17 protein-coding genes, 1 tRNA gene and 2 pseudogenes are annotated in these 16,781 nt (G+C 56.0%); 14 read left to right on the top strand and 6 right to left on the bottom strand.

The window, feature by feature from the left end:
* The first annotated feature begins 111 nt into the window (after positions 1–111).
* Positions 112–414, top strand: coding sequence for a type II toxin-antitoxin system HigB family toxin (locus JFT63_RS16990; RefSeq protein WP_198844401.1), 303 nt, complete (start codon positions 112–114; stop codon positions 412–414).
* Positions 414–769, top strand: a pseudogene (locus JFT63_RS16985) (helix-turn-helix domain-containing protein). Before JFT63_RS16990 ends, JFT63_RS16985 begins: the two are co-directional and overlap by 1 nt.
* Positions 770–808: 39 nt before the next feature.
* Here the strand turns inward: JFT63_RS16985 and thrH are convergent.
* Positions 809–1,426, bottom strand: coding sequence for a bifunctional phosphoserine phosphatase/homoserine phosphotransferase ThrH (thrH, locus tag JFT63_RS16980; protein ID WP_198707044.1), 618 nt, complete (start codon positions 1,424–1,426; stop codon positions 809–811).
* 149 nt (positions 1,427–1,575) lie between these two features.
* Between thrH and JFT63_RS16975 the strand changes: the two genes are divergently transcribed.
* From JFT63_RS16975 to JFT63_RS16965, 3 genes are all read left to right on the top strand, one after another.
* Positions 1,576–2,310 carry a phosphoadenylyl-sulfate reductase gene (locus JFT63_RS16975; RefSeq protein WP_186558292.1) on the top strand — a complete coding sequence of 245 codons (735 nt, stop codon included), beginning with the start codon at positions 1,576–1,578 and terminating at the stop codon, positions 2,308–2,310.
* Positions 2,311–2,800: 490 nt separating this feature from the next.
* Complete coding sequence (locus JFT63_RS16970; RefSeq protein ID WP_019820568.1) at positions 2,801–4,330, top strand: NCS1 family nucleobase:cation symporter-1; 1,530 nt, start codon at positions 2,801–2,803, stop codon at positions 4,328–4,330.
* Positions 4,331–4,343: 13 nt separating this feature from the next.
* Positions 4,344–5,072, top strand: coding sequence for an aspartate/glutamate racemase family protein (locus JFT63_RS16965; protein ID WP_057701053.1), 729 nt, complete (start codon positions 4,344–4,346; stop codon positions 5,070–5,072).
* Between the two features lie 105 nt (positions 5,073–5,177).
* On the opposite strand, the gene JFT63_RS16960 is transcribed toward JFT63_RS16965, so the two are convergent.
* Positions 5,178–6,101 (bottom strand): LysR family transcriptional regulator, encoded by a 924-nt coding sequence (locus JFT63_RS16960; protein WP_198844340.1) that lies wholly within the window; start codon positions 6,099–6,101, stop codon positions 5,178–5,180.
* A gap of 107 nt (positions 6,102–6,208) precedes the next feature.
* On the opposite strand from JFT63_RS16960, the gene JFT63_RS16955 reads away from it, so the two are divergent.
* Complete coding sequence (locus JFT63_RS16955) at positions 6,209–6,955, top strand: 3-oxoacyl-ACP reductase family protein (protein ID WP_116667098.1); 747 nt, start codon at positions 6,209–6,211, stop codon at positions 6,953–6,955.
* A gap of 597 nt (positions 6,956–7,552) precedes the next feature.
* Here JFT63_RS16955 and JFT63_RS16950 read toward each other — a convergent pair.
* A complete protein-coding gene (locus JFT63_RS16950; protein WP_198844339.1) occupies positions 7,553–8,239 on the bottom strand; it encodes an HAD-IA family hydrolase in 687 nt (228 codons plus the stop codon).
* A 108-nt stretch (positions 8,240–8,347) separates the two neighbouring features.
* Between JFT63_RS16950 and JFT63_RS16945 the strand changes: the two genes are divergently transcribed.
* The 4 genes from JFT63_RS16945 (at position 8,348) to JFT63_RS16930 (ending at position 10,343) form a co-directional block, all read left to right on the top strand.
* Positions 8,348–8,722 carry a DUF2784 domain-containing protein gene (locus JFT63_RS16945; RefSeq protein WP_057701057.1) on the top strand — a complete coding sequence of 125 codons (375 nt, stop codon included), beginning with the start codon at positions 8,348–8,350 and terminating at the stop codon, positions 8,720–8,722.
* Between the two features lie 145 nt (positions 8,723–8,867).
* Positions 8,868–9,203 carry a hypothetical protein gene (locus JFT63_RS16940; protein WP_198844338.1) on the top strand — a complete coding sequence of 112 codons (336 nt, stop codon included), beginning with the start codon at positions 8,868–8,870 and terminating at the stop codon, positions 9,201–9,203.
* A 322-nt stretch (positions 9,204–9,525) separates the two neighbouring features.
* The gene (locus JFT63_RS16935) at positions 9,526–9,978 is read left to right on the top strand and encodes a thiol-disulfide oxidoreductase DCC family protein (protein ID WP_186558285.1); all 453 of its coding nucleotides are present in this window, start codon (positions 9,526–9,528) and stop codon (positions 9,976–9,978) included.
* Positions 9,975–10,343, top strand: a complete 369-nt coding sequence (locus tag JFT63_RS16930; protein ID WP_186558284.1) for a DoxX-like family protein — start codon at positions 9,975–9,977, stop codon at positions 10,341–10,343. The genes JFT63_RS16935 and JFT63_RS16930 overlap by 4 nt, the downstream gene beginning before the upstream one ends.
* A gap of 51 nt (positions 10,344–10,394) precedes the next feature.
* Here the strand turns inward: JFT63_RS16930 and JFT63_RS16925 are convergent, their stop codons facing one another.
* Both JFT63_RS16925 and JFT63_RS16920 read right to left on the bottom strand, forming a co-directional pair.
* Positions 10,395–10,892 (bottom strand): DUF2269 family protein, encoded by a 498-nt coding sequence (locus JFT63_RS16925; RefSeq protein WP_198844337.1) that lies wholly within the window; start codon positions 10,890–10,892, stop codon positions 10,395–10,397.
* 2 nt (positions 10,893–10,894) lie between these two features.
* Complete coding sequence (locus tag JFT63_RS16920) at positions 10,895–12,022, bottom strand: saccharopine dehydrogenase NADP-binding domain-containing protein (RefSeq protein ID WP_198844336.1); 1,128 nt, start codon at positions 12,020–12,022, stop codon at positions 10,895–10,897.
* 539 nt (positions 12,023–12,561) lie between these two features.
* Here JFT63_RS16920 and JFT63_RS16915 point away from each other — a divergent pair.
* The 4 genes and pseudogenes from JFT63_RS16915 to JFT63_RS16900 all read left to right on the top strand — a co-directional run bounded on the left by JFT63_RS16915 (position 12,562) and on the right by JFT63_RS16900 (position 15,795).
* Entirely contained in the window at positions 12,562–12,831 is a 270-nt protein-coding gene (locus JFT63_RS16915) for a short-chain dehydrogenase (RefSeq protein ID WP_069868706.1), read from the top strand.
* Between the two features lie 115 nt (positions 12,832–12,946).
* A pseudogene (locus JFT63_RS16910) lies at positions 12,947–13,609 on the top strand (tyrosine-type recombinase/integrase); the annotation flags it as partial.
* A 225-nt stretch (positions 13,610–13,834) separates the two neighbouring features.
* Entirely contained in the window at positions 13,835–15,010 is a 1,176-nt protein-coding gene (locus tag JFT63_RS16905) for an AAA family ATPase (RefSeq protein ID WP_198706905.1), read from the top strand.
* A 74-nt stretch (positions 15,011–15,084) separates the two neighbouring features.
* Complete coding sequence (locus JFT63_RS16900; RefSeq protein ID WP_198706906.1) at positions 15,085–15,795, top strand: hypothetical protein; 711 nt, start codon at positions 15,085–15,087, stop codon at positions 15,793–15,795.
* Positions 15,796–16,379: 584 nt separating this feature from the next.
* On the opposite strand, the gene JFT63_RS16895 is transcribed toward JFT63_RS16900, so the two are convergent.
* Positions 16,380–16,469 (bottom strand) — tRNA-Ser (locus JFT63_RS16895).
* Positions 16,470–16,781: the final 312 nt, after the last annotated feature.

Raw genomic sequence — 16,781 nt, 5'->3', positions numbered from 1 at the left:
GCCATCTGTGAAGGACCACATGAAGCGACTGCCCCCTCGTCTGAAAATATTTCCGAGATTGCCTATCCAAGCAATCGCACCTATCATCTCCCAAATTGGGAGGTTGAAGTGATGCGGATAATCGCTCTATCTACCCTACGAATATTCTGGGAAAGCCATTCAGCTTATAGCGACGCCAGAACACCGCTGGTCGAGTTGTATCGCCACATGGAGAAAGCCACCTATCCAACGCCGCAAGCACTCAAGGCAGAGCTCAGAACAGCGAGCATTCTCAAAGGCGGCAGGGTCGTGTTCAACGTCGGTGGCAACAAATACCGAGTGATCATGGCGATCGACTATCAGCGACAGCTAGGGTTCATACGTTTTGTGGGAACCCACGCTCAGTGCGACCAGATCAACGCGGAGATTGCGTGATGAACATCAAACCTATTCACTCCCAGGACGATCTGACAGCTGCACTTGCACGGGTCGAGCAGATATGGGGAGCACCACCCGGCTCGCCTGAAGGTGACGAGCTGGAAATCCTGGCAATTCTTATCGAGAAGTATGAAGCCGAGCATTATCCAATGCCCCCTTCGGATCCGGTGGAAGCTATCAAGTTTCGCATGGAGCAGTTGGGCATGACCGCCCGCGACCTGGAGCCGTTTATCGGCACCAGCGGACGGGTATCCGAGGTGTTGACCACAAGCGCAAGCTGAGCCTTTCGATGATCAAGCGCCTGCATGAAGGCTTGAGTATTCCTTATGAGCGGTTGCTGGCAGGGCTGTAGCCGGCGACTGCGCAGGCGTCATGCACCTCGCTGGATAACTTACAGGCTCAACTGCCGATTCGACGCCTTGATGAACTCCCGCTTCAAATCCTCAAACGTGTGCACCGCCGGGAAATGGGGAAACTCATCCATCACATTCTGCGGCGCATGGAACAGGATCCCACGATCAGCTTCACCCAGCATGGTGGTGTCGTTGTAGGAGTCACCGGCAGCGATCACGCGGTAATACAGGCTTTTGAACGCCAAAACCGACTGGCGCTTGGGATCTTTCTGACGCAACTGGTAGCTCACCACCCGGTCGTTTTCATCAGTGATCAATCGGTGGCACAGCAACGTCGGGAAACCTAACTGGCGCATCAATGGTTGGGAGAACTCGTAGAAGGTGTCGGACAGGATCACCACCTGGAAGCGCTCGCGCAGCCAGTTGACGAACTCGACAGCACCGTCCAACGGCTTGAGCGTGGCGATCACCGCCTGGATATCGGCCAGCTTGAGCCCGTGCTCGTCGAGGATGCGCAGGCGTTGCTGCATCAGCACGTCATAGTCGGGAATGTCGCGGGTGGTGGCGCGCAGGGATTCAATACCGGTTTTTTCGGCGAAGGCGATCCAGATTTCCGGAACCAGCACCCCTTCCAGGTCAAGACAGGCAATTTCCACAAGACACTCCCATTGAATTTATTGGTTGAGCGGGCAAAAGGACTGCCGAACTCTAGCGACTCAAGCACGCCGCCGCAACGCACGGCAGATTTTGATACCATCGCCGCCTATAGAGCGCTCAGCGCCACTGACCTGTAGGAACCGTCCTGATGAACCAAGCCTTCGACGTCGTTGAACTCGCCGCGACTTATGCCAACAAGTCTGCCCAGGACATTCTCAAGCTGGCGTTCAGCCAGTTCGGCGATGACCTGTGGATTTCCTTCAGCGGTGCCGAGGATGTGGTGCTGGTGGACATGGCCTGGAAGCTGAACAAGAACGTCAAGGTGTTCAGCCTCGACACCGGCCGTCTGCATCCGGAGACCTACCGGTTTATCGAACAGGTGCGTGAGTTCTACAAGATCGACATTGAGCTGATCTCGCCGGACCAGAACAAGCTGGAACCCTTCGTCAAAGAGAAAGGCTTGTTCAGCTTCTATAAGGACGGCCATGGCGAATGCTGCGGCATCCGCAAGATCGAACCGCTGCGCCGCAAGCTCGCAGGTGTCAGCGCCTGGGCCACCGGCCAGCGCCGCGACCAGAGCCCCGGCACCCGCAGCCAGGTGGCGGCGCTGGAAATCGACACGGCGTTCTCCACCCCGGAACGTACCCTGTACAAGTTCAACCCGCTGGCGCAGATGACCAGCGAAGAGGTGTGGGGTTATATCCGCATGTTGGAGTTGCCTTACAACAGCTTGCATGAGCGTGGGTTTATCAGCATCGGCTGCGAGCCCTGCACCCGCCCGGTATTGCCGAACCAGCATGAGCGCGAAGGCCGCTGGTGGTGGGAAGAAGCCACGCAGAAGGAATGCGGACTGCATGCGGGGAATATCATCAGCAAGGCTTGAGCCGCTGATGCCACCACCTCTGTAGGAGCGAGCTTGCTCGCGAAAAACTCACGGACGCCGCGTTTATTCAGGAAGCCCGCGTTATCGTTGACGTTTTTCGCGAGCAAGCTCGCTCCTACAGAAAGCGATATTTGCTTTTTGGCGGGATAAATCTTGTACACAACCTTGTAACCATAAGTGCCATTTTTGTGTGCAACTTAATGTACAACGCACCAAAACGTAACATCTCCCTGCGCCAATGGCGCTGTCTATAAATAGCCCTGCAATTAACAAAAAAATAAATACCTGTTCAAACGGTTAATTTATAGTGCCCGTAATTCAATAAGTTATTCTCAACCCATATAAAAACGAAATTAGCCAAGATTTTCATATATCGAGAATTGGCACGCATATGGCTTAGGCAGAAGTACGCTTTGTATACAATCAATACAAAACCTACATACACTTTGCCATCCGCCGCTTTGCTGCAGATGCGCTGGAGCCTGCCGGAATGCGTACAAGTCTCTCGAACACCCTCGCACTGGATCTGCCCTCCTCCCCATTAAACCCTGCGGCCGCAGGCCCCGGCCCGCTGGTACTCAGCCCGCGCCTGCACAACAAGGACCTGGCGCCCACCAAGGTCGAAGGCCGACGCTGGGGGCGCTATAGCATCTTTGCGTTGTGGACCAACGACGTGCACAACATCGCCAACTATTCATTCGCCATCGGCCTCTATGCGTTGGGCCTGGGCGGCTGGCAAATATTGCTGTCTCTGGGGATCGGCGCGGCGCTGGTGTACTTCTTCATGAACTTGTCGGGCTACATGGGGCAGAAGACCGGTGTGCCGTTTCCGGTTATCAGCCGCATCAGCTTCGGCATTCATGGGGCGCAAATTCCTGCGCTGATTCGGGCGGTGATTGCGATTGCCTGGTTTGGGATTCAAACCTACCTGGCCTCGGTGGTTTTCCGCGTATTGCTGACGGCGATTCATCCAGGCTTTGCCGATTATGACCACGACTCGATTCTGGGGCTGTCGACCCTGGGTTGGGCGTGCTTTGTGGCGATCTGGCTGGTGCAGTTGGTGATTCTCGCCTATGGCATGGAAATGGTACGTCGCTATGAAGGCTTCGCCGGGCCGGTGATTCTGCTGACCGTGGCCGCACTGGCCGGCTGGATGTACTTCCAGGCGAACGGGCAAATTGCCTGGTCGATCCGCGAGCCCCTGAGTGGCGGCGAGATGTGGCGCAATATCTTTGCCGGCGGCGCGCTGTGGCTGGCCATCTACGGCACCTTGATCCTCAACTTCTGCGACTTCGCCCGTTCCTCACCCTGCCGCAGGACTATCCAGGTCGGCAACTTCTGGGGCCTGCCGGTGAATATCCTGGTGTTCGCCGCCATCACCGTGCTGCTGTGCGGCGGGCAGTTCCAGCTCAATGGCCGGGTGATCGAAAGCCCGACCGAAATCATCGCAGCGATCCCCAACACCTTCTTCCTGGTGCTCGGTTGCCTGGCCTTCCTGATCGTCACCGTGGCGGTGAACATCATGGCCAACTTCGTCGCCCCGGCCTTTGTGCTGAGCAACCTGGCGCCCAAGTACCTGAATTTTCGCCGCGCCGGGTTGATCAGCGCCTTCGTCGCGGTGCTGATCCTGCCGTGGAATCTCTACAACAGCCCGCTGGTCATTGTGTACTTCCTCTCTGGCCTGGGCGCGCTGCTGGGGCCGCTGTACGGGGTGATCATGGTCGATTACTGGCTGATCCGTAAAAGCCAGGTGGACGTGCCGCAACTGTATAGCGAAGACCCCCAAGGCATTTATTACTACAGCCGAGGCGTGAATATGCGCGCCGTGGCGGCGTTTATTCCTGCGGCGGTGATCGCCATCCTGCTGGCGCTGTTGCCGGGGTTTGCCAGCGTCTCGCCGTTTTCCTGGTTGTTTGGCGCAGGCATTGCCGGGTTGCTGTACCTGCTGATTGCCAAGCGTCAACCGCACTACGCCGATGTCAGCGGCGAAAGCATCGCCGTCGATAACGTCAGTCATTAAACAAGGACTTTCCATGCGTATCCTCGTGGTCAACGTCAACACCACCGAATCCATCACGGACACCATCGCTCAGCAAGCACGGGCCGTGGCTTCACCGGGCACCGAGATTGTCGGGCTCACCCCGTACTTCGGCGCAGAATCGGTGGAAGGCAACTTTGAAAGCTATCTGGCAGCCATCGCCGTGATGGATCGGGTAATGGCCTACGACCAGCCCTTTGATGCGGTGATCCAGGCCGGCTATGGCGAACATGGCCGTGAAGGCCTGCAGGAACTGCTCAATGTACCGGTGGTGGATATCACCGAAGCGGCGGCCAGCACCGCGATGTTCCTGGGGCACGCCTACTCGGTGGTGACCACCCTGGACCGCACTGTGCCGCTGATTGAAGACCGGCTGAAACTCGCCGGCCTCTACCAGCGTTGTGCTTCGGTGCGCGCCAGCGGCATGGCGGTGCTGGAGCTGGAAGAAGACCCGTTGGCAGCCATGGAGGCCATCGTGCACCAGGCGGAACTGGCCATCCGCGACGATAAAGCCGAGGTGATCTGCCTGGGCTGCGGCGGTATGGCCGGGCTGGACGAGCAGATTCGCCAGCGCACCGGGGTGCCAGTGGTGGACGGGGTGACGGCAGCGGTGATGGTGGCCGAGTCGTTGGTGCGGTTGGGGTTGTCGACCTCGAAGGTCAGAACTTATGCGACACCGAGGCCGAAGAAGGTCATCGGCTGGCCGGGCAAGTTCGGGCGGTAGACCGATGCGCCTGCATCGCGGGCAAGCCCGGCTCCCACAGTGATCGCGACCCCATGTGGGAGCCGGGCTTGCCCGCGATGGCCACGACTCGGTGTAAAGCCCTGCTCAGATAGCACTGAAGCGTTGAGCCAGTTTCTGCTCGGTAAACTGCTCAATAATGAAATCCACAAACGCCCGCGTCTTGCCCGGCAGCAATTTATGCTCGGCGTAGTAGATGGAAATATTGCCGTCGTCCACATACCAATCGGGTAACACTCGAACCAACGCACCGCTGTCCAGGAACGGCACCGCCATCGGCATACTCACCAGCGCGATACCAAGGCCCTGGGCACTCGCGCAGCAAGCGGCTTCGGAGTCGCTCATGGTCATCGCCGGTTTCAGCACTAAAGGGCTGTGCTCGCGCTCACGATGGGTCAGTTGCCATGAACGCACCCGGCCAGTCTGCGGCGAGCGAATCAAGATGCCGAGGCAGTGCGACAGGTCGTCGGGCGCCAGCACCGGCAAGCGTCGCGCCAGGTAATCCGGCGACGCCACCAGCACCCGGTGCGCCGGGGTCAACTTGCGCGCTACCACGCCTTGGGGCAACTCAAACCCGCCGCCAATGGCCGCATCGAAGCCTTGCCCGATCAGGTCGACCTGGCGGTTATCAAAATGCCAGTCCGGGCTGATATCCGGAAAGCGCCGCATGAATTCGCCCAGCAACGGCACCACGTACCGGTTACCGAACACTGGCCCCATGCTGACCTTGAGCGTGCCTACCGGCCGCCCTTCGGCACTGGCCAGGTTGGCGACCGCATTTTGGATGGTGGTGAGGCTGCCGCTGACTTCCCCCAGGAACATCTTGCCGGCTTCGGTCAGCGCCAGGCGCCGAGTGCTGCGCTGAAACAGCCGCACACCCAGGCGCGCCTCCAGTTTGGCGACACTTTTACCCACCGCTGCGGGCGTCAGGCTCAGGTGCCGTGCAGCCTCGGCAAAGCTGCCACCCTCGGCGCTGCGCACAAAGCATTCGATACTGCCAAAGCTTTCCATATCGCCACACTCTAAACTTTTGGTTTACACAGACTATAGCAACCACGGGCTACCGAGCTGCGCGGGTGAGGTCGATACTCGCTCCATCAACTACCTCGGAGATCGACATGAGCACACATAACCTCACCGGCAAAGTCGCCTTGATTCAAGGCGGTTCCCGCGGCATCGGCGCCGCCATCGTCAAGCGCCTCGCCGCTCAGGGGGCAGCAGTTGCCTTTACCTACGTCAGCTCGGCCGCCAAGGCTGAGACACTGCAGAACGAGGTGATCAGCGCAGGAGGTCAGGCTCTGGCGATTCACGCCGACAGCGCCGATGCCACGGCGATTCGCGCTGCGGTCAACGCCACGGTCGAGGCGTTTGGACGCCTGGATATCCTGGTGAATAACGCCGGTGTGCTGGCCATCGCGCCGCTGGAAGCATTCAAGCTGGAAGACTTCGACCAGACTTTGGCGATCAACGTACGCAGCGTGTTTATCGCCACCCAGGAAGCCGCCAAGCATATGGGCGAAGGTGGCCGCGTGATCAATATCGGCAGCACCAACGCCGAGCGTATGCCGTTCGGTGGCGGCGGCCCTTATGCGATGAGCAAGGCGGCACTGGTCGGCTTGACCAAGGGTTTGGCGCGGGACCTGGGGCCACGGGGTATCACCATCAACAACGTGCAGCCTGGGCCGGTGGACACCGACATGAACCCGGCGAACAGTGATTTTGCCGAAAGTCTGATCGGGTTGATGGCGGTAGGTCGGTATGGGCATGTGGAGGAGATTGCCAGTTTTGTGGCGTATCTGGCCGGGCCGGAAGCGGGCTACATCACCGGCGCCAGCCTGACCATCGATGGCGGTTTCAGCGCCTGATTTTTGCAGAACCGCAACCCAAATGTGCAAGCGGGCTTGCTCGCGAATACGGTGAGTCAGTTGATAAATCTACTGACTGACACCCTGCATTCGCGAGCAAGCCCGCTCCCACATTTTTGACCGCGCTGGGTCAGGCCATGGGAGCATGGGTATCTACACAACTTTTGTAGCCACTGCCAACCGTAACCACGATGCGAAGCGAGCCGCTCTTGATCTGCTTTTGATCTTGATCTTAGGCGCCCCGTCAAACCACGCTGGCCGGAATTCGCCAGGGATTTGGGGGGTAAACCGGCAGGGATGCCGGTTTAGCCGCCCCGCGCCATGGATGGCGCGTGGCGGCGGCCCCCCAAATCCATGGCGGATTACGGGTACACCGAGCCTAAGCGAGGTGCCGAGTGGTGGGGCAAGAGCCTTTTGGTTACTTTTGGGCTCTTTTCAAAAGTGACCCGCTGTAAAAGCGGAACCAATATCAGCCGTTACCTAAATAACGGATATGCACTCGATCAAAGTCCAGCATCCTGGTCGGCCCTGAGGCCGCCATCGGGGGCAAGCCCCCTCCCACAGGTCCGACGTCGCACCAAAAAGTTGTGTAGATACCTATGCCATGGGAGGCAAGCCATAGGCGGCCAGATCAAAATCCGCGAGCTTGCGGATTATCTGGTCGGCATGATGATACTTGCTGTCCGCCATCGCCTCATCGGGCACGGCGATGGCGGTCATGTTGGCCGCCTTCGCCGCCGTTACGCCGAACGGCGAATCTTCGAACACCAGGCAATCCTCAGGCGCTACACCCAAACGGCGCGCAGCCGTGAGGAAGATATCCGGCGCGGGCTTGGCGGCGCCGACTTCCGGGTCGTCGGCAGTGACGATGGTGTCGAACAGGCCAAACCATTCACGGTGCAGGGTGGTCTTGTGGCCAAACGAGTTACGCGATGAACTGGTGCCCACCGCAATCGGAATATTGTGCGCCTTCAAGTGCCGCACCAACGCCTCGGCGCCGGGCATACCCAGGGCTTTGGGAAAGCGCTCACTCATCAGCGGTTCTCGAATTTGCAGAAACTCGGCGGGCGTGATCGGCAACTCCAGCGCCTTGACCACGTAATCGGCCAGATCCTGAGCGCCTCGCCCGATGATGTGCTGCTTGATACCCCAGTCATAGGTACGGCCATAGCGCTCGGCGATGATCTGCGTGACTTCGGTGTAGATGCCTTCGGTATCCAGCAACAACCCGTCCATATCGAAAATCACGGCTTTGATCGGGACAGCGGTACGCGGTGCATTCATCACGACACAACCCTGAGGCAAGGACTAAATGGATTCAGCACAATAACGGCCACGCTAACCGGCGAGCAACCCTTTAGACTGTTTGCCCCTCTTTTCGACGTACTCCCAATGCTCTACCGACTCGCCGCCGACGGCCTCGTGCTGTTTCACCTGACCTTCATCCTGTTCGTGCTGTTCGGCGGCCTGCTCGCCCTGAAATGGCCCAGGGTGATGTGGCTGCACTTGCCCGCCGTGGCCTGGGGCATTGCGGTAGAGGTACTGCACCTGCCCTGCCCGCTTACTCGTTGGGAAAACCTGTTTCGCCACTTGGCTGGCCAAGACGGTTATGGCGGCGGGTTTATCGAGCACTACATCCTGACGCTGATCTACCCCGCCGGGCTGACGGCGAATATTCAATTGGTGCTGGGGGCGGTGGTGATATTGATCAACCTCGTGGTGTATGGGCGGTTGATCCGGCGTTTGCTGGCACGCAGAAGCGCATGACCTTCGGATCCGAACTTGCTCGCCTGGGCGCACACACAAGCCTGAACATGAAACCTGGGCAGATTGTTTTCAATCTGCCCGCCGAGCGCTTAAAGTGTCGCCCCCTCGGGAATTGAATCTCGAGGTTGAGTCCATGGAGTTTCAAGTGAAATACGTCAGTAAAGCAGTTGCAGCAACAGTTCTCGGTTTCACCCTGGCAGGTTGCACCGGCACCGCCATGAAAACCCAGCAATACGACGCCAGCCAATACACCGTCCTCGGCCACAGCGAAGCCAGCGCCACCGGCATCATGCTGCTGGGCGTCATCCCGATCGGCCAGAACAACCGCTTCGTACGCGCCCAGGATGCGGCCATCAAGGCCAAGGGCGGCGACGCGCTGATCAACACCCAAGTGCAAGAAAAGTGGTTCTGGGCCTGGGTATTGAACGGCTACACCACCAAGATTTCCGGTGATGTGATCAAGCTGAAAACCGCGCAGTAAGTGTGAAAAAGCCGCTTGATCTCGGTATGAGACAGCGGCTTTTTAGCGCAAGTGATAAGCAGGTGTGCTCCGTCGAGAGCAGCCGATTAAAGGAAGCAGTCATGCGAATAGTGTTTGTATCACTCTTCTGTTTTTTTATAACTGCGTGTTCAAGCAATCCTGCAACGCTGTTTGTAGACCAGGTCAAAAACAGCCAGACGCCTTTGGCTCTCAGCGTAGTCACCCAATCCTGAAGCTCGTTGGGGTAGCTAACCCCAAACACTACAGTGCAGGCAAAGGCAGGTATGATCCAGGCTAACCCGGCCCGACTGGACCTACACACATGCCTGCTTCCGACACCCGCCCTACCCCCGCGCCATTCCTCAAGCCCGGTGAAACCGTGGTGTTGTTCGACGGGGTGTGCAAGCTGTGTAACGGTTGGGCAAGGTTTCTGATCCGCCACGACCACCAACGGCGCTTGCGATTAGCCGCCGTGCAGTCACCCGAGGGCCAGGCGCTGTTGGCGTGGGCGGGGTTGCCGCTGGAGCAGTTCGACACCCTCGCAGTGATCCGCGATCGGCGCTGTTGGCAGCGTTCGGAGGCGGTGTTGGAAATCATTGCGCAACTGCCTGCCCGCTGGCGCCCATTGCTGCTCCTGCGTGGCATCCCGCGCTTTCTTCGGGATTGGGCTTACGACCGCATCGCGCGCAATCGCTATCGGCTGTTCGGAAAATACGATACCTGTCTGTTGCCGAACGCGGATCATGAACAGCGCTTTTTAAAGGATCAGCCATGAGTCCCCTGTTGCGCATCAACTGGATCGCCCGGGGCGGCCTGGCTTTCATGTTTGCCTACCATGGGCTGGTGCCGAAGCTGCTGTGGCTAAGCCCGGGTGAGCGGGCAATGATCCAGGTGCATGGGATCGAGCAGGTGCAGTTGTTCGCCACGCTGGCGGGGGTTGGGGAAATTGCCCTGGCGATATGGATACTGCTTTCGCCACGCAGTATCTGGCCGCTTGTAGTGGCTGCGACTGCGCTGGCGGGGCTGCTGGTGGATGTGGCGGTGTTCAGCCCGTCGATGCTCAGGGAAGCGTTTAATCCTGTGTCGCTGAATGTGGCGGGTTTGGCGTTGTGTGCGGTGGCTTGGAATACCAAGCCCTGAACGGCATTTATTTCAGCCCGAGTGCCTCAAGTGCAACGGCCGGCGCTGATGTCAGCCACACAGCAACAGCCCAATCAACTGCCATGGCGTCATCTTCGTAACCATGATCAGCACGATCACAAACATCCCAGAGAAACCCAAAACACCCATCCAGAACCATTCCCTATAGACGCCGCGGTATCCATCACCAAGCGCCCTGCTCGTCTCAACCGCGCTGAGCGCCATTTGCTGCAAACGCTTCTGCAGCACCAGCACCGGCAGCCAAAGAGCCCCCACACACAGGAAGATGATCAGCGAAGTCAGCACCCATTCGGTGGTCAACCCAAGTCCGGCAAGCTTGATCAACACAAAGCCGGTAATGATCTGAATGACGCCCGCCGGCGTAGTGATCCAGGTATCGAACTGCACCACCATCCGCGCCACATGGGCAATCACTTGCGGGTTGGCCGTACGGCTCGCGGCGATCAGATACAGATACGAGCCCATGCCGAAGCCAAACAGGAAAATCGCCGCGATGATGTGGATGTATTTCAGGCTCAGATAGAGCATGGTCAGCCCTGCCCGTCAGAGAAATGCACGGCCAGGCTGAGGTTCGCCGGGTCGTTGATAGCAGCCATGTATTCGTCGACGGTGATTTCGCCAACGCACGGCCGCGCACCGGGTTCAGGCACATAGCCTTGGGCGACTTTGAGGGCCAGAGCAACGGCGGCACAGCTGGGGATTTCCGGGCCTTTGTCATTCAGCGCCGTCAGTTGCACCGCCAGGGACAGCGGTTGCCCTTCTGCACCGAGGCCGTTCACGTCAATGTACATCGCGCTTTTGCCATCGCCAAAACGCTCGAACCAAGTACCCAGCCGATGCAGCCGCGCAGCCCAGGCAAGATGGTCACGCACGACGCCCCACCGCAGCGCCTGGGCCAGCAGATAGTTGGCGACACCGCCAAGCTTGAGCCCCGCACCAGCCTTGAAGCTCAGGGTGTGGGCACCATAGCGGCCAGCAAAGATGTCCATGTCGGGCACGTCCACATTGGCCAACACCCGCGTGCCAAGCCCAGGCATTTTGCGCAGCGTCAGGTCCTGCCAGCCCAGCACTTCATGCACCTGGCCATGCCTGAGCTGCTTGATGGGTTTGCCCGCGTAAGCCAGCACACCTTCGACGGTGGACAGGCCCGGCATCTTGGCCGAGGAGGAAATACCGTGCTCGATCGAGTCGATACGGGTGAAGCGATAGCGATATTGATCGATGATGGCGGAAGACAGCGTCGGCACGGAGCTGCACCCGCTAAGGATCGCCACGCCTGCCTGCCGTGCTTGTGCATCCAGCACGCTCACGCCGTTGACGAACGTGCGGCAGTCGGACAAGTCGCAGTAGTTCACGCCAGCGTCGATGCAACTCTGGGCGACAGCATAGGACTGCCCCTGGAACGGGCCGCCGGTGTGGATCACCCATGTGATGTTCATCGACCGCAAAACGGAGGCGAACCCGGCGCCCATGGCATCGCCGCACCAGCCCTCGCAAGCGGTGTTCGACTGGATTTTCAGCTCATCCACCTTGCGCTGCAGCTTATGTGGGTCGCGACCCGAGATCACCAGTTCAATGCCCGGCGCCAACACCAGATGCCGGCAAACGATGCTGCCGAAATTGCCGTAGCCACCGACTACCAACACCCTGAGTGTCATTCCATTCTTCCCTAAACAAACGATCATGCGCTGCGCCTGAGGCACGCTGGCGGCTGAGGCGGCTAAAGATACCCGATTTGTTCAGCTGCTTGAGCCTGGATCAACGGGGAGCCTCGAGGAAACGGCTACGGTTGTGAGTCAATGCAACGGGTCATGATCACACCACCCGTCGCCAGAGTAGGTTCGAGCTACATGTGCGCCTTCAATCGCACAGGGGTTGGTGGCTTTGGGCAACGTCCTACACATTACTCAGAAGCGACAGGCTGCCGTTTTAAAACCTCAATGCCTATAGTCTTCTGGTCGCCCATATGGCGACCGGGTTTGGCGACTCGACTATAAGATGGCAAAAGCCTCCCGGCTGATTTGCGGGATGCCCCTGCACGCAATAAGCTGCTCAATGGTAGCTGTGCGTGGGAGACCCTCGGGTCTGCCGGTCTTTGTCCGTTCTTATGCCGGTTCGCCAACCTGCGTACAGTTGCCACCTTTTGTTTGGCGACAAATAGGTGGCTTCTCCCCCTCCAAGCGAACGGACTTTACGCATGAACCAATACATAGCACTTACCAGCAACGACAGCGCCACACCTGCCCTTTTTGTCGATACCACCGTGCCATTGGAAATACTCCTCGACGCCGCGACCTATCGACTTCGTGCCGTTACACAAGTCCTTGAGAACCTTGCTCTACGTAGTGAAATCAGTAGTGATGCGGTGGTGCTCAGTGATTTTGCACTGCTCTGCTCAATTCCGCTGCGGGACGGGTGCGATTTGCTCGATGTGATTGGACGACGGATGGATGTGCCGAGCGCGTGACCTAAGAAATCTAAGTTCTCAAACTTAAAAACTATAATCCCTCTGGTTTCCTCTCAAACCAGAGGGATTGTTTGCTTCGAATTTCGTAGTGAAGAGAAAATCAAATAAATCCGTCACCTTTTTCCTCCTGATGGTGCAATTCATGTTATGGGCAGGCCCCCGCGTGTCGGAGACGATCGCCTTGGCTTGGGAGGATGTCGACCTTGCACAAGGCGTAGTGACCTTTCGACGATCCAAGATACGCGGGGCTTATCGGGTGACGAAAACCCGCCGCTCCAAGCGAAGGGTACACCTGCTGGCACCGGCGTGGGACGCCCTGCGCAAGATCAATGCACTGAGCCGGAACCGAAAAGCGGAAACCGTGGAGGTCGTCGAACGGGATAACAAAACTGTACGGTCACACAAACTCCACTTCGTATTCCTCAACACGAAAAGTGGCCTGCCGCACCCTAATGACTTCGTGGTGCGCGATCGGTTCTTTAAGGCTCACTTGTTCGCCGCCGGCGTTCGTTATCGCGGACCAGGTCAATGCCGACACACCTACGCTAGTCAGTTACTGACCACCGGCGTGGCGTCGATCGATTGGATCGCTGAGCAGATGGGGCATACCAACGGCAACATGATTCGTCAGCATTATGGAACCTGGATCAACGAAGATGGACCTGATGTGATCGGGATGTTACAGCTCGCGCTGGGAATTGAGACGTCGGAAGCCATCGACCAAAACCGAAACCCCAACTCGCCGCCGATACAAAGAGCGGCTAAGCTAGCTGAATAGGACTAGACGGAAGAATCTTTCCATTTCCGCTGAGTCTATCGAGTACGTAATACTTCTTAGGCTCGTAGGAACTCGAGTTCTGAGTTTCGATGGCTGACCAGCTTTGCTGGAGGCTTGAAGGAGAGCTGAAATGGTGGAAAATCTTCTCAAATTAGAATTGCGTGAAATTAACGAATTGCTGTAAAAATCGAGATGGTATCGAGGGGATGCCGAATTGGGAATTTTATGATCGAAGGTATCAGTGTTAGCGGCTTCAAATCATTAGCTGAATTTAACCTAAACGTAGCGACTGGCACGGGTAATTTTACTTGTCTGGTAGGCTTAAACGGAGCTGGTAAAAGTAGCGTACTTCAATTGCTTGATTTTTCTTCGCATTTAATGCGGGGTGACGTCAATAGCTGGCTTGCAAAACGAGGGTGGAACGCCTCCGATCTTCACTCAAAACTTACCAGCCACTCTAACATCGCCATTGCAATTTCGGTTAAAGTTACAAGTGGCGACATATTAACGTGGGCTGGGAGCTTTAACAGAAGCACTCTTTCTTGCACATCAGAGAAAATACTTAATCTTTCGAGAAACACTTTATTCAACCTATCAAAAGGTCGATATGCTGTACTTGATGCCACCCCCTCTAAAGTTGAATTCAACTACACCGGATCTATTCTTTCAGCTTTAAAAGACGAAGCGCTAAGCCCAGAAATCATAGAAGTCCGAAATACAATCTCTAACATAAGATCACTGGAGCTTCTATCCCCACACCTGATGCGATACTCACTACGTGAAGCCGCCACTGATATCGGTACAGGCGGAGAAAAGCTTTCTCCTTTTCTTTATAGTATAAAAGGCAAGGGACGGGAAAAACTCACAAGCCTATTACGCGAATTTTACCCTACCGTAATAGACTTTAAGGTCAAGCAAGAAAGAGCTGGCTGGAAAAAACTTTCCATTATCGAAGAATTCAACGGACAACTTGTTGAAACTGATGCAAAGCACGTAAATGACGGACTACTCAGAATATTGGCCATTCTCGCTCAAGCTAGCTCAGGCAATGCAACTTTACTTTTCGACGAAGTTGAGAATGGTGTAAACCCTGAAATTGTTGAGCGCCTTGTTCATGTATTACAAAACACAGGACAACAGGTTATCGTTACCACTCACAGCCCAATGATACTAAATTATTTGTCAGATGAAGTCGCTCAGAAATCCGTATGTTTCATATATCGTTCATTCGATGGTGGGACTCGAGGCCGACCACTATTCAGCCTACCCAAAATGGCAAAAAAACTAGCAATAATGGGGCCTGGCGAAGCATTTGTAGACACCAGTCTTTCTGACCTTACAAATGAATGTGCGCAGCTCGATTCGGATGAAAAACCAGCTATAACTAAAGGTGCTATGTGATCGTAGTGTGTAGTGGCGAGGGTGTAAGTGACTTAGGGGCCTGCAAAAATCACGCGGGATTTTGTCAGGATGACATGTATAGGTTAGGGCCACTCACTTTTGTCATTGATTATATTATCGAAGAAGTATTGCAATATAGCCCCTTGCAAACTCATCTTGGCACGTATAGATATTATAGCGAAGCCTATCTGACACAACGCCTTGCAGCGAAGAAAAGTGAGCGACGTGGCTTTTTCCTCGCAGGGCGCAAGCACGGGGCCGAGACTGGACTTTTTTATTTTAATGCATGGATGCTTGGTGAGATATCAAAAGAGTTGGAAGCAGCAGAGGAGGATATTGCAATCGCCATACTTTTCCGAGATTCTGATGGCACAAACAGCTCCCCCAGCGACATCTGGTCGCAAAAGAAAACTTCGATCAAAGAGGGTTTCAAACGTGCCGAGTTCACCAGGGGAGTTCCGATGGTGCCAAGACCAAAATCAGAGTCATGGTTTATATGCGCAGCAAAAGAAAACCCATATGAGCATTGCGCTGAATTAGAGGAGCTTTCCGGAAATGACAAATCCCCAAATGCTGCCAAGAAGATGCTCAGCGCGATACTCGAAGGAGAAGCCACTAACGAGCGCCTGTTAACTTGGCTTGAAGACAATGGAATAGACTGCAGAAAACTTGCTATAGAAATGCCAAGCTTTTCGAAATTCTATGAGCGACTAGTAAACGTACTTCAAGATACATTACGGAAAGCACCAGACAGGGATACTGACACGCAACAACTCGAATCATGAAATTAAATACATTCATAAACGCACAATAATTGAGCAACTTAGTTTGGCAAAGCCTTCAATGTGTATTCTAGAATAAAATCATGGAAGGTGTCGGGCTCGAAGCTTTGCAATGCTCTGCTTAGTGAGGTCGGAGTTCTCTCCGATCCTCCAGCAACCAAGAACACTATTCCCGACTACGGCGAGCGCTTGCTTATCCGCCTGAAGAGCCAGCTACATGATTGCAGCATCCAGCCCAAGCTAATTTTGGTAAATCCTGTCCAGCAGATCCGATAAAAATATTCCTCTGAGCCCGACTTGCCTCCGCTCAAAATGTGCCAAGCATAGCAGTGCGCGGGGCAAGGAATGAGACGTCAAGGTTTCTGCAGCAAAGGTACGGCTAACTCACAAGCAAGAAATGAGGATTTCGCTGGGATGGCCTTATGACCTGTTTGCCGCCCGAGGCAAGCCCCCCATGCGTGCCGCAATTTCAGATCAGAAAATACTGCGCAGTCCCATATCAGTCCCATATGTGCATTTTTTCTGGTTAAAAAAACAAAAACCCCCGACTTTCTCTAGGAAAATCAGGGGTTTGCGTTTTCAGAATTTGGCGGTGAAGGAGAGATTCGAACTCTCGATACAATTTCTTGTATACACACTTTCCAGGCGTGCTCCTTAAGCCACTCGGACACTTCACCGTATCTCGTCAAACCAGTTCAGTCTGTCGAGGCGCGCTAATGTAGTCGAAAGCCTTTCTGATGGCAAAGGTTTTTTTCAGAATTTTCATGCGCTTAGACGGTTATGCCATTCCCCTCCCGGCGAGGGGTGGTGATTGTGCCATTCTCGGGCATCGGCGGCAGGCGTCTGGGACGGTTGCTGCGCCCTGCTGCGGGCCGTCTACCCTTGGGGACGCGGGAAAAGCCTGACTGGGTAGTCAGTCACGGCGCTTTACCCGCGCGGGCGTGGTGAGTAACGTCTGCGCATCTACCTCTATAACAAACCCTACAAGG

Origin of the sequence: Pseudomonas sp. MF7453 (genome assembly GCF_016405455.1) — a bacterium.
Classification (GTDB): Bacteria; Pseudomonadota; Gammaproteobacteria; order Pseudomonadales; family Pseudomonadaceae; genus Aquipseudomonas; species Aquipseudomonas paralactis.
This window is presented reverse-complemented; position numbering and strand designations above follow the sequence as displayed.